The organism is Flavobacterium phycosphaerae (assembly GCF_010119235.1).
Classification (GTDB): Bacteria; Bacteroidota; Bacteroidia; order Flavobacteriales; family Flavobacteriaceae; genus Flavobacterium; species Flavobacterium phycosphaerae.
The window spans coordinates 1,032,509-1,045,913 of record NZ_JAAATZ010000001.1 but is presented as its reverse complement, the minus strand read 5'-3'; the positions used below and the strand labels follow the sequence as shown (position 1 = coordinate 1,045,913).

Below are 13,405 nucleotides of genomic sequence, written 5' to 3'. Positions count from 1 at the left end.
ATTTACCTGTCCTCTTTTTAAAAAATCGCATAAAAATCAATTATGAAAGTTGATTTTAATAGTTTTAAAAAATACATTTTTATATTTCAATAATAAAAATATATAATAGAAAAAGCCCGCTATTAAGCAGGCTTACTATTTATAAAATCTATTTTTTAAAATTTAGTCTTTAGCTTCTACTTTTGCCCAAGTATCTCTTAGACCAACTGTTTTGTTAAAAACCAATTTTTGGTCCGACGAATCTTTATCAACACAAAAATAACCTAATCGTTGGAATTGAAATTGGTCTAAATTTTTGGCGGATTGCAAACTTGGTTCCACATAACCGGTGATTACTTCCAAGGAATTCGGGTTGATAAATTCTTTGAAGTCGATTTCTTTATTGCCATCCGGACTTTCATGCGAGAACAGACGATCATAAATACGAACTTCAGCCGTAATGGCATGAGCAATGGAAACCCAATGAATCGTTCCTTTTACCTTTCTTTGTGAGGCTTCTGTACCGCTTCCACTTCGGGAATCCGTATCATAAGTACAATGTATTTCGATAATATTGCCATCAGCATCTTTTACAACGCTTTCTCCCTTAATAATGTAAGCATTTTTTAAACGTACTTCAGTGCCAAGAGTTAAACGGAAAAATTTCTTATTGGCTTCTTCCTGAAAATCTTCTCTTTCGATATACAATTCTTTGGAAAAAGGTACTTTACGGTAGGTCATCACCTCTTCTTCCGGATTGTTTTCAGCTTCTAACCACTCTTCATTTCCTTCCGGATAATTGGTAATTACCAACTTGACAGGGTTTAAAACAGCCATCACACGGTGGGTTGTTTTATTCAATTCTTCACGAACGCAAAATTCTAACAACGAAACATCAATCAAATTGGTACGTTTAGCAATTCCGATAGTCTTGGCAAAATTTCGAATCGCCATGGGTGGATAACCGCGTCTTCTCATTCCTGAAATAGTGCTCATACGAGGATCATCCCATCCGGTAACATGTTTTTCTTCAACTAATTGCAATAGTTTTCTTTTAGAAACTACGGTATGTGAAAGATTTCTTCGGGCAAATTCTCTTTGCTTTGGTCTAACTTTAGTTTCATCATAAACTTGGTCTAAAAACCAATCGTATAATTCGCGATGCGGTAAGAATTCAAGTGTACAGAATGAGTGAGATATTTGTTCTAAATAATCGCTTTCGCCATGAGCCCAGTCATACATAGGATAAATACACCATTTGTCTCCTGTTCTATGGTGATGTGAATGCAAAATTCGATACATAATCGGATCACGCATCAACATATTGGTGTGAGCCATATCAATTTTGGCACGAAGAATATGGGTTCCGTTAGGAAATTCACCATTTTTCATTCGCTTCAATAAGTCTAAATTCTCTTCAACAGAACGGTTTCTGAAAGGAGAATCGGTACCTACTTGTGTTGGTGTTCCCTTTTGTTTGGCCATATCTTCTGAAGATTGGCTGTCAACATAAGCTTTTCCTTTTTTTACAAACTCAACGGCCCAATCATATAATTGTTGGAAATAATCAGAAGCATAACATTCGCTAGCCCATTGATATCCTAACCATTCAATATCTTTTTTAATGGCATCAACATATTCTTGTTCTTCTTTGGCCGGATTGGTATCATCAAAACGCAAATTTACCGGTGCCTGATAATCAATACCTAAACCAAAATTTAAACAAATAGCACTGGCATGACCTACATGCAAATACCCATTAGGTTCCGGCGGAAAACGAAAACGTAATTTATCATTAGACAAACCGTTTTTCAAATCTTCTTCGATAATTTGTTCAATGAAATTAAGGGACTTCTCTTCTGTTGACATTATTTTTGTAATTTTAGCAAAGATATGTTTAATTAGTCAATTTGAAAATTTACTTCGTCAATTCGCGTTGCTCGGGTGAAGATTTAAAATTGGCAACGAAAGAAAAAAATGGGAACTATTAAATTGCAAAATATCAGAACTTTTTCATTTCACGGCTGCTTGGAAGAGGAAGCCAGAATTGGTTCTGACTATCGGGTTGACTTAGAAATTAAAACCGATTTAAGAAAATCTTCCGTTTCGGATGAGTTAAAAGATACCGTAGATTATGTGCTTTTAAACCAAATTGTAGAAGAAGAAATGGCTATTCGTTCTAAATTACTGGAGCATGTAGCACACAGAATCATTAGCAGAATATTCAGAGAAATACCATCTGTCTCCAGAATTTTATTGGGCGTTTCAAAATTGAATCCACCTATTGGCGGTGATGTTGAAGCGGTTACCATTGAAATGGAAGAATATCGTAATTAAAAAATAATTACAATTTAAAATTACGAATGACAAAAAGAAAACTTTTTGCCTTTTGCCTTTTGCCTTTTAACTTTTTTAGTATATTTGCCGTCCAACGGGCATCGTGGCCGAGCGGCTAGGCACCGGTCTGCAAAACCGACTACTCCGGTTCGAATCCGGACGATGCCTCAAAAACCTTCAAGGAAACTTGGAGGTTTTTTATTTTAAAATAAGACCTAAAAAAACCTCAATAAAATTGAGGCTTTCATACTATTTTTAGAATAATTTAGTTCTTTTCTTCTAGCTTTTCAAACGCTTTGTTAACCATTTTTTGTTCTTTAGGAAACCAAGCTTGAGACAATAAAACAACGCCGCAAATAATTAAAACGATACTTATAAATTTCTTGATTAAAAGGATATTCTTTGGATTGAGTTGGTTACGCAATTGTTTCGCTAACAATATTTTAAAAATGTCAGTAACAAAATAACTTAGGATTAATGTGGTAAAGAATGTCAGCATCCTTGTGGCATTCAACTGCAATTGCGGACCAATCGTAATTAGGATAGCCAACCAAAATCCCAATACTCCAATATTGATAAAGTTCAGGAAAAAACCTTTAATGAATAAAGAGAAGTAGTTGGTTTTAGCTAATTCTTTCGGGTCAATTTCGTCTATGCTTTTTTTGGATTCCTTCTTATTTTTAACAAAGGATATAATGCCATAAGTAAGCATTACCAACCCGCCGAAAATAAACAATGCCGGATCATTTTTGATGCTTTGTATTAAACGATAACTACTAAAAAAAGCTATTAGAATAAAAATAATATCGGCTAAAACAACACCTAAATCAAACATCACTGCTGCTCTGAATCCTTTGACAACACTGGTTTCCAGTAAAACAAAGAAAACAGGTCCAATCATAAAACTAAGAAAGAAACCGAGCGGAATGGCAGATAAAATATCGTTAAGTAAAATCATGCGTTGAATTTTGACACTGCAAGTTAGAATTAAATTTTAACACTTTAAAATATTTCTATTTTGCTTTTTCAACAAAGTTGAAAGTACCACCGGCTATCACTTCTTTAGTAAATTGTTTTGGTTTACTGTATATCGAGATGTTTCCACCGGCTCTGATTTTAGCATTGAGTAAATCAGTAGCGTAAATTAAAGCTACGCCACCGGCATTGGTAGTTATTTTAGTTTCTTTGGTTATGAAAGTTTCCGCTTCATAAATTCCTCCTGAATTCACTAAAACCTCCTGATTTTGAGCAGATCCTTCCAAATAAATTTTAGAACCGTTAGCCACTCTGACATTTAATTTTGAAACCGCTAAAATCAATTTTACTTCCGATCCTTCTTTGGCAATAATGTCAAAATTGTTGGTTTTTATTTTATCACCACAAGCAATTCTGGAACCTTCATTAACTTCTACAGCATTGATAGTTTTAAAATAAACGGTGACCGAAATATTATCGCCACCTAACATTTTGGTCAATGGCATTCTTATTTTTAATTCGCCTTTTTTGTTGATTAGCTCTACATCATCGGCATCACTTCCGTCTATAATTACTTTGTTTTCATTACCTGGAATTAATAAAACATCAATCTGGTCAAAAGAAGTGACTTTGGTAAAATCACCCACATTTTTCTCTACTTGCCCAAAAGCTATAGAACTGATTAATCCTAAACCAAAAACTAACTTTTTCATGCTATTCTTTTCTTCTTATAAAATGAAAATCCAGTTGTTTTTTAACCAAATCGGCATTTTTTACTTTCACATAAACTTCATCACCCAATTGTAATAATCCTTTGGTAACAGCACCTACCAAAGCATATTGCTTTTCGTCAAACGTATAATAATCTTCTTTGATTTCACGGATACGAACCATGCCTTCACATTTATTTTCAATGATTTCTACATAAATTCCCCATTCGGTTACACCTGAAATTACCCCTAAGAATTCCTGATCTTTATGATCTTGCATATATTTTACTTGCATGTATTTCACGGAATCTCTTTCGGCTTGAGCGGCCAAACCTTCCATATCGCTGGAGTGAGCACATTTTTCTTCGTATTCTTCCTGGTTTACACTTTTTCCGCCATCTAAATAATACTGCAACAATCGATGGGCCATGACATCCGGATAACGTCGAATGGGTGACGTAAAATGACTGTAAAAATCAAAAGCTAAACCATAATGGCCAATGTTTTCAGTCGAATATTTGGCTTTACTCATACTTCGAATCGTAAGAGTATCAACCAAATTTTGTTCTTTCTTACCATTGACTTCGTTTAATAAATTATTCAACGATTTTGAGATGTCTTGCTTCGATTTCATGTTAATCGAATACCCAAATTTAGAAATCACCGTTTGCAGGTTAATCAACTTATCTTCATTAGGCTCGTCGTGAATACGATAGACAAAAGTTTTCTTTTGTTTACCTATAAATTCGGCCACTTTGCGATTGGCCAACAACATGAATTCTTCAATTAAATGATTAGCATCTTTTGAAATTTTAAAGAATACACCCACCGGTTCCGATTCTTCATTTAAATTGAATTTTACTTCCACTTTATCAAACGAAATCGCTCCTGCTGCCATTCTTTTTCTGCGAAGAATTTTAGCCAATTCATCCATTTTAAGCGTAGCGTTTACAATTTCTGCCGGGGCTTTGTATGCTGCACCGGTTAACGAAATTTCGGCCGGAATTATATTCGATTTAGTTTCAATAATCTGCTGTGCTTCTTCATAAGCAAAACGTTGGTCTGAATAAATCACAGTTCTTCCAAACCAGGAATCTAAAACTTCCGCTTTTTGATTTAATTCAAAAACTGCAGAAAAAGTATATTTCTCCTCATGAGGTCTTAACGAACAAGCGAAATTAGATAACACTTCCGGTAACATAGGTACCACTCTGTCAACTAAATACACCGAAGTTGCTCTTTTATAAGCTTCATCATCCAGTATAGTTCCTTCTTTTAAATAATGGGAAACATCGGCAATATGCACACCGATTTCGTAATTACCATTCTCTAAAACTTGAAACGACAACGCATCATCAAAGTCTTTAGCATCTTTTGGGTCAATGGTAAAAGTCAATACTTTACGCATATCTCTACGTTTGGCGATTTCCTCCTGCGTTATAGTGGTATCTATTTTATTAGCGAAAGCATCCACTTCAATCGGAAAATCATAAGGCAAACCATATTCGGCAAGGATAGCGTGAATTTCAGTATTGTGTTCTCCCGGTTTTCCTAAAACTTTAATTACCGAACCAAAAGGCGAATCTGCTTTAGCCGGCCAATCTTCTAACTTAACTAAAACTACATCTCCGTGTTCGGCATCGCCTAATTTATTTTTTGGGATAAAAATATCGGTGTACATTTTGGCATTAGCAGTTGTGACGAAACCAAAATTCTTTTGGATATCAACCACACCAACAAATTCTTCTTTATGGCGTTCTAAAATTTCAAGAACTTCCGCTTCGGGTTTTCTGGAGCTTCTTCTATCATACACATAGGCTTTTACTTTATCACCATCGAGGGCATGATTCAAATTGACAAAAGGGACAAAAACATCATTTTCTAATTCGTCACAAACAAAATAAGCCGTCTTGCGCGAAGTCATGTCGATAGTTCCTTCATAATATTTTTGACTGCTGGCTTTAACCAAATACTTACCGGGTTCGGATTCTATAATCAGTTTTTGAGCGGCTAAAATTTTTAAATCTTTGATAATTTCGTTTCTGCTTTTGGTATCATCCAGTTCCAGGATAGCAGCTATTTGTTTGTAGTTGAATGGCTTATTGGCATTCTTGGATAATATTTTAAAAATCTTTTCGGAAAATGTTTTGGTATTCTTTCCGAACTTTTTGGGTTTCTTACTCATTGTATCTTTTCAATTAATGCTGAAAATTACGAAATAGTTATAAGTTATGAGTTATAAGTTATGAGTTTTAATATAAATCTAACATTCACTATCTTTATAAAAACTTCATTAATGACTGAGTTTATAACTGTAGCCACTTTTAATTTTCCTCATGAAATCATGGTTTTAAAAACTATTTTAGAAAGGGAAGGCATTCCTCATTTATTTCAAAACGAAAACTTAGTTTCAACTGATCCGTTGGCAAGTATAGCCTATGGCGGCATCCAATTAAAAATACATCCCAACGATATAGAAACTGTACAACAAATTTTAGATGACTTAAACAACAATTTAAAAATTGTTTAACTCTTCAAAGTTTTCAACACTAATTAAAAACAACAAAAAAGAATTTTAAAAAATTTAAATTTTATGATGGTTATTATAGCGTGTTAATTGTTACAATAACTTTTTCGAAATCATAGTACTTTAAAAGTTATCTAAACTTATACAGAGAAATTAACAATATTATCGCTTTCTAAAAGTCTTAAAATGAGCAAAAATTTAAGCTTTATCAACAGTTGTTAACATGTAAAAAAACAGTGGAATATTTGATAAGTTTAGCTGTTAATTATTGTTGAAAACCTGTTTTTTTATGCTGATAAAATTTCCAAAAAAAGAGCAAACTAAATTTGATTTTCTCATTCCGGTTTTTGATTAGAAAAAAAGACCATACAACCTCAAAAAACTTCTAATTTTCTATCCAAAGTTGTTAACAATTCATGTTAATTTAAAGTTAACTGATTATCAATGATTTGCAAAATGCTATTAACATTACATAATTTTAACATTTATATTGAATAAAAACCAATGATTTTCAACTACTTATAAATATATTCATTTAGGCTAAATCATTAGCTTTTAAAAATCAAGTAGTTACAACAAAGTAAAAATTCAACTGATACTTTCCGTAAATTTGTGCCTTAACTACAAATACAACCCTATGAAAATCTCTATTGGAAACGATCACGCCGGACCCGATTATAAAAAAGCTATAGTAACCTTTTTAGAACAAAAAGGCCATCAAGTATTGAATCACGGAACCGATACTTTTGACAGTGTTGATTATCCCGATTTTGGTCATCCGGTTGCGACTGATGTAGAAACCGGGAAAGCCGATTTTGGTATAGTGATTTGCGGTTCCGGAAACGGCATCAATATGACAGTTAATAAACATCAAGGAATTCGTTCGGCTTTATGCTGGACCAAAGAAATCGCTACTTTGGCACGCCAACACAATGATGCTAATATTATCAGTATCCCGGCACGATTTACTTCTATACAACAAGCCGTAGACATGGTTGATGCATTCCTAACCACTTCCTTCGAAGGCGGAAGACATGCTAACCGTGTCAATAAAATTGCCTGTCAATAAATTATGGGGCATAATCACGTTCACATTCACAAACATGAAGTACAAGGGAAGAATTTAATCTATTCCATTTTACTGAATTTGTTAATCACCATCGCCCAGGTGGTCGGTGGTATTGTCTCAGGCAGTTTAGCCTTGTTATCTGATGCCCTTCACAATTTTTCCGATGTCCTGTCCTTGGTTTTTAGTTTAATTGCCCATAAACTATCCCGAAGAAAAGCCTCTATAAACAATACGTTTGGTTTCAAAAGAGCCGAACTGATTGCCGCTTTTGTCAATGCTGCGACTTTAGTGATTGTAGCTTTTATTTTGATTTATGGCGCAATCGAAAGGTTTTTCAATCCGCATCCTATCCAATCCGGATTGGTGATTTGGTTGGCACTGTTGGGCATAGTGGTCAACGGACTATCGGTTTTGTTATTGCAAAATGATGCCAAACACAGCATCAATATGAAATCGGCTTACCTGCATTTGCTTACCGATATGTTGGCTTCGGTAGCGGTTTTAGTGGGTGGATTGTTAATGAAATTTTATGGCTGGTATTGGGTAGATAGCGTCATGACGATAGCCATAGCCATTTATTTAATAGTAGTAGGCGGTAAATTATTAGTAGAATCCACCAAAATGCTGATGTTGTTTACCCCCGATTTTATTGATATCAAAGAGCTGGTTCGCGAAGTACACAAAATTCCGGGCGTGGGAAAACTGCACCACATTCATGTGTGGCATCTCAATGACGAAGAACTGCATCTGGAAGCCCACCTCGATTGTTCGGAAGATATTAAAATGAGCGAGTTCAACGAATTGCTACATCAAGTAGAAACGGTGCTTTTCGAAAAATTCCATATCAACCACATCAATATTCAACCCGAATACAATAAGGAAGAAGACACTAAAGATTTCATCGTTCAAGATTAACATGATCAGCATCGATTTACATAGCATCCAAAATATTTTCAAAAAACGAGGGCCCGAATCCCATAAAGGCCATCATGGACACGCTTTGATTATAGCCGGAAGCAAATCTAAAATGGGTGCCGCGATTATTGCCGCAAAATCGGCGCTTCGCGCCGGAGCCGGTTTGGTGACTATCAACATCCCGAAAAAAGAACGAACCACAGTTTTCTCCTCAGTGCCGGAAGCAATGATTGAGTTCAGAGAAGAAAAAAACCATTGGGAAAAATACAATGCCATGGCTATCGGACCGGGTTTAGGAACAGATACTCAAGCGGAACGCAAACTGGAAATTTTAATCGATACGGTTAATAAACCGATAGTTTTTGATGCCGATGCCCTGACCATTTTGGCTAACAACTCCAAACTGATGGCTAAACTTTCGGCAAAGGCAATCCTGACACCGCACGCAAAAGAGTTTGACAGATTGTTCGGGAATCATGACTCGGAAGCAGCAAGACGACAAACGGCAATCAGCCAAGCCATCCAACACCAGTGCATTATCGTTTTAAAAGGACACAAAACATTTATTACCGACGGTACCGCTTCTTTTGAAAACACCACCGGCAACTCGGGTTTAGCCAAAGGAGGCTCCGGCGATGCATTGACCGGAATACTTACCGCATTTTTAGCCCAAGGCTATCAGCCAATAAACGCAGCAATACTCGGAGTTTATCTTCACGGCTTGGCCGCTGATATTACCCTTGAAACTCAAAGTCCCGAAAGCATGTTGATTACCGATGTGATTGAAAACCTCGGTAAAGCCTTCTACCAAATTCAAAAATAAATTCTTAAAATGACCAGCATACAATTTATCCAAAGTCAAGTTACGGCTTCGCCCAAAAGCATAGAAGCAACCCTGAAATTGCTTTCTGAAGATTGCACCATCCCTTTTATTTCGCGTTACCGAAAAGACCAAACCGGAAACCTGGATGAGGTGGTGATTGAAAACATTGCCAAACTCTCCAAGCAATACGACGACATTGTAAAGCGAAAAGACAGCGTGTTGAAATCGATAGAAGAGCAAGGGCAGTTGACGGCGGAACTGAAAAGCAAAATCGAAAACAGTTTCGACCTGCAGGAGATTGAGGATTTGTATTTGCCTTATAAAAAGAAGAAAAAAACCCGCGCCGATGTGGCTCGTGAAAACGGTTTAGAGCCCTTGGCCAAAATCATCATGGCACAAAACAGTGATGACATTGAGTTTATAGCTTCTAAATATTTGAATGCCAAAGTACCTAATGAAGATGATGCACTGCAAGGCGCCCGAGATATTATTGCCGAATGGATTAACGAAAATATCTACATCCGTAAAAATTTGAGACGTATGTTTCAGCGCAAAGCCGTAGTGGAAACCAAAGTGGTAAAAACCAAAAAAGACGACGAAGCCGCCCAAAAATTTGCCCAATATTTTGAATGGGCGGAACCCATTTCCAAAGCGCCTTCGCACCGATTGTTAGCCATGTTGCGCGCCGAAGCCGAAGGATTTGTCAAGTTAAATGTGGACATTGAAAACGAAGAAGCCCTCGAATTCATCGAAAACAACACGATTAAAAACAATAGAGAAACGGCCGACCAATTGCGTTTGGCCATTAAGGACAGTTACAAGCGTTTGCTAGAACCGGCCATTTCCAACGAAACCCTGCAAGAGGCTAAAGCCAAAGCCGACGCCAAAGCCATAGAGGTGTTTGCCGGCAATTTGGGACAACTTTTGTTAGCACCGCCGTTGGGAGAGAAAAGAATTTTGGCCATCGACCCGGGCTATCGTAGTGGTTGTAAAATTGTATGCTTGGATGAAAAAGGTGATTTGTTGTATAATGAAACCATCTATCCGCACCAGCCGCAAAACGAAACGGCCATGGCGATGAAGAAAATCAAATCGATGGTGAATGCCTATAACATTGAAGCGATTTCTATTGGTAACGGAACCGCCTCCAGGGAAACCGAATTTTTCATCAAAAAATCGCGTTTGACAAACCGGTACAGGTGTTTGTGGTTTCCGAAGCCGGAGCCTCGGTGTATTCCGCCAGTAAAATTGCCAGAGATGAATTCCCGAATTTTGACGTAACCGTTCGTGGTTCGGTATCCATCGGAAGACGCCTTTCTGACCCGTTGGCGGAGCTGGTAAAAATTGACGCTAAGTCGATAGGAGTGGGGCAATACCAACACGATGTAGACCAAACCAAACTGAAAGAAGAACTCGATACCGTGGTAGTGCGCTGCGTGAACTCGGTAGGCATCAACATCAACACAGCCAGTAAATCGTTGTTGAGTTATGTGTCGGGGATAGGCGAAAAAATGGCCGAAAACATCGTAGCTTTCCGTTCTGAAAATGGGCCTTTTGAAGATAGAAAGCAATTGAAAAAAGTACCGCGTTTGGGTGACAAAGCCTATCAACAAGCCGCGGCATTTATCCGTATTAAAGACGGAAAAAATCCGTTAGACAATTCGGCCGTGCACCCCGAAGCTTATCCGATAGTGGAAAAAATGGCTAAGGATTTGGGCTTAAAAACTGCCGAACTCATAGGTAAAAAAGAAAAAATCAGTTTAATCAAACCCGAGCTTTACATCACTTCTGATGTGGGGATATTAGGAATTAAAGACATCCTGAAAGAACTTGAAAAACCGGGACTCGACCCAAGAAAAGCTGCCAAAATATTTGAATTTGATGCCAATGTCAAATCGATTAAAGACGTGCGCAGCGGCATGATTTTGCCGGGAATTGTGAACAACATTACGGCCTTCGGTTGCTTTGTCGATATTGGTATTAAAGAAAGCGGATTGGTACACATTTCCCAACTCAAAGAAGGTTTTGTGTCCGATGTGAATGAAGTGGTCAAATTACACCAACACGTGCAGGTAAAAGTGGTGGAGGTAGATGAAGACCGCAAACGCATCCAGTTGACGATGGTTTTTTAGCCGAAAAAAGCGTCCATCTTACCATTTTACCCCTCGAAAAGCCCTCCGTTGAGGGTTTCTAGCCTTCCGTCGGTTCATCTTAACCGACCGTAGTTGCTATTGCATGCACAGAAGCTTCAGTTTAATGCTTAGTAAATTAATCTAAACCCTTAGTAGGTTAAACTAAACTCTCCGTAGCCGTAGCTAAGGCGTCAGTAGATTAAACCTAACGCACGGAAGCCTATTCCAAGGCTTTATTCACTTGACTAACAAGGTTTGGCACTTTATTTGAAGAGAATGGAGTAGTACTGTCATTTTAAAACTGTTAGCTATGATACGATTAAACATTACTCGAATTTTGAAGATGAAAGGAATCACCGAACCCAATCAGTTTTTTATTGAACGGGGACATTCGCCAAGTTATACTTATGATTTGTTGCGCAATAACCTGAATTCGCTGTCGATGAAAAAGCTGGAAATGCTTTGCCGGGATTTGAATTGTACGCCCAATGATTTGCTGACCTACATTCCTGAAAAAGGTAAAATGGTCCTTCCCGATCATGCGCTGCACAGCCTAACCAAAACGGAAACCGGTACGGAAGTGAACCAATTGCTCCATAATTTGCCTTTGGAAAAAATTGAAGAATTATACCGTGTACTCAAAGGCACTCCTGAGTCGGAATAACCCAAAAAAAAGCCCCGTATTTTAAGGAATACGGGGCAATTGTTGAATAAATAATATTATTATTTCTCTTCTTCTTTTTTAGTTTCAGGCGTTTTATCCTCTCCTTTGGCAGCTTCCTTGAATTCTCTAACTCCGGTACCAAGACCTTTCATTAATTCCGGAATTTTTTTACCACCAAATAATAATAAAACAACGACCAATATTACTAGCCATTCTGATATTCCCATACTTCCCATGATATATAATTTTGTGCTTTCGCGAATTAGTATTAATCGGCAACAAATGTATAAAGAAATTAGACATAGTTTTTATTTTCAGCACAATATTTATAGTTAAAGTTCGTTATCCTATTGAAAAATCAACCGAACATTATTTTCTATATTTGTGAACTAATCAGTACTCATGTCGGAAAAACGACTCAAGCGTAAAATTCTAAAGAAAAAACTATTCACAAAAAACCGCTTGGTTATTTTGAATGAGGATACTTTTGCCGAAGTTTTTTCATTGCGTTTGACCTTAATGAATGTCTTTGTGGTGGCCACTATTGGCGCCTTACTGATTATTTTTGTCACAACTTACATCATTGCTTTTACGCCTTTGCGCGAATATATTCCGGGCTATGCTTCCTCTAAATTAAAAAGAGACGCCACCGAATTGGCCTTGAAATCAGACTCCTTATCCAATGCCTTGAAGAAAAACGAAGCCTATATTGCTTCTATCAAAAAGATACTGACCGGCGATTTAGATTATGCGAAATTTAGTAAAGATTCGATAACAGCCGCCACGGTCGAACCGGTTTCCGAGGACGACATGAAGCCTTCCAAAGCCGATTTACAATTGCGCGAAGAAGTGGCGCGAGAAGACAAATACAATCTTTTTGAAAAGGCAAAACCAAAGGTAAGTGTAGTGCTTTTTCCACCGGTCAAAGGGATGGTCACCGATAAATTCAACCCGAGGGAAAAACATTATGCTGTTGATATAGCTTTAGCCAAAAATACTCCGATAAAATCTATTTTGAGTGGGACAGTAATTTTTGCCGATTGGACGCCTAACACCGGCAACGTGGTTATCATCAGACACAACAATGGTTTTATTTCGGTGTATAAACATGCGGCCTCGGTAACGGTGGCTCAAGGCGATACCGTCAGAACCGGAGAAGTGATTGCTTTGGCAGGGTCGACCGGGCAAGAATCTACCGGAGTGCATTTGCATTTTGAATTATGGAAAGACGGCTACCCGATTGACCCGAGTATTTTTATTGAATTTGAATAATT

12 protein-coding genes, 1 tRNA gene and 1 pseudogene are annotated in these 13,405 nt (G+C 37.3%); 9 read left to right on the top strand and 5 right to left on the bottom strand.

Annotated elements, in window-relative coordinates; genetic code table 11:
• Positions 1-162: 162 nt before the first annotated feature.
• A complete protein-coding gene (locus tag GUU89_RS04645; protein WP_162126828.1) occupies positions 163-1,848 on the bottom strand; it encodes a glutamine--tRNA ligase/YqeY domain fusion protein in 1,686 nt (561 codons plus the stop codon).
• 108 nt (positions 1,849-1,956) lie between these two features.
• On the opposite strand from GUU89_RS04645, the gene folB reads away from it, so the two are divergent.
• Together folB and GUU89_RS04635 are read left to right on the top strand one after the other, a co-directional pair.
• Positions 1,957-2,316 (top strand): dihydroneopterin aldolase, encoded by a 360-nt coding sequence (gene folB, locus GUU89_RS04640; RefSeq protein WP_162126827.1) that lies wholly within the window; start codon positions 1,957-1,959, stop codon positions 2,314-2,316.
• A 97-nt stretch (positions 2,317-2,413) separates the two neighbouring features.
• Positions 2,414-2,484 (top strand) — tRNA-Cys (locus GUU89_RS04635).
• 97 nt (positions 2,485-2,581) lie between these two features.
• On the opposite strand, the gene GUU89_RS04630 is transcribed toward GUU89_RS04635, so the two are convergent.
• The 3 genes from GUU89_RS04630 to rnr are packed head-to-tail and all read right to left on the bottom strand — an operon-like array spanning position 2,582 to position 6,186.
• Complete coding sequence (locus GUU89_RS04630) at positions 2,582-3,274, bottom strand: LysE family translocator (protein WP_162126826.1); 693 nt, start codon at positions 3,272-3,274, stop codon at positions 2,582-2,584.
• Between the two features lie 55 nt (positions 3,275-3,329).
• Positions 3,330-4,004: a head GIN domain-containing protein gene (locus GUU89_RS04625; protein WP_162126825.1), complete on the bottom strand. Its 675-nt coding sequence runs from the start codon at positions 4,002-4,004 to the stop codon at positions 3,330-3,332.
• 1 nt (position 4,005) lies between these two features.
• Positions 4,006-6,186, bottom strand: a complete 2,181-nt coding sequence (gene rnr / locus GUU89_RS04620; protein WP_162126824.1) for a ribonuclease R — start codon at positions 6,184-6,186, stop codon at positions 4,006-4,008.
• 111 nt (positions 6,187-6,297) lie between these two features.
• Between rnr and GUU89_RS04615 the strand changes: the two genes are divergently transcribed.
• From GUU89_RS04615 to GUU89_RS04590, 6 genes and pseudogenes are all read left to right on the top strand, one after another.
• On the top strand, positions 6,298-6,531 hold the full coding sequence (locus GUU89_RS04615) for a DUF2007 domain-containing protein (RefSeq protein ID WP_162126823.1): 234 nt from the start codon (positions 6,298-6,300) through the stop codon (positions 6,529-6,531).
• Positions 6,532-7,165: 634 nt separating this feature from the next.
• A complete protein-coding gene (gene rpiB, locus GUU89_RS04610) occupies positions 7,166-7,597 on the top strand; it encodes a ribose 5-phosphate isomerase B (RefSeq protein ID WP_162126822.1) in 432 nt (143 codons plus the stop codon).
• Positions 7,598-7,600: 3 nt separating this feature from the next.
• A complete protein-coding gene (locus GUU89_RS04605) occupies positions 7,601-8,512 on the top strand; it encodes a cation diffusion facilitator family transporter (RefSeq protein ID WP_162126821.1) in 912 nt (303 codons plus the stop codon).
• Position 8,513: 1 nt separating this feature from the next.
• Positions 8,514-9,335 carry an NAD(P)H-hydrate dehydratase gene (locus GUU89_RS04600; RefSeq protein WP_162126820.1) on the top strand — a complete coding sequence of 274 codons (822 nt, stop codon included), beginning with the start codon at positions 8,514-8,516 and terminating at the stop codon, positions 9,333-9,335.
• 9 nt (positions 9,336-9,344) lie between these two features.
• A pseudogene (locus GUU89_RS04595) lies at positions 9,345-11,467 on the top strand (Tex family protein).
• Between the two features lie 310 nt (positions 11,468-11,777).
• Positions 11,778-12,131, top strand: coding sequence for a helix-turn-helix domain-containing protein (locus tag GUU89_RS04590; RefSeq protein ID WP_162126819.1), 354 nt, complete (start codon positions 11,778-11,780; stop codon positions 12,129-12,131).
• A gap of 59 nt (positions 12,132-12,190) precedes the next feature.
• Here the strand turns inward: GUU89_RS04590 and tatA are convergent, their stop codons facing one another.
• On the bottom strand, positions 12,191-12,367 hold the full coding sequence (tatA, locus tag GUU89_RS04585) for a twin-arginine translocase TatA/TatE family subunit (RefSeq protein ID WP_162126818.1): 177 nt from the start codon (positions 12,365-12,367) through the stop codon (positions 12,191-12,193).
• 166 nt (positions 12,368-12,533) lie between these two features.
• Here tatA and GUU89_RS04580 point away from each other — a divergent pair, with 166 nt between their 5' ends.
• Positions 12,534-13,403, top strand: coding sequence for a M23 family metallopeptidase (locus GUU89_RS04580; RefSeq protein ID WP_162126817.1), 870 nt, complete (start codon positions 12,534-12,536; stop codon positions 13,401-13,403).
• The last annotated feature ends 2 nt before the right edge of the window (positions 13,404-13,405 follow it).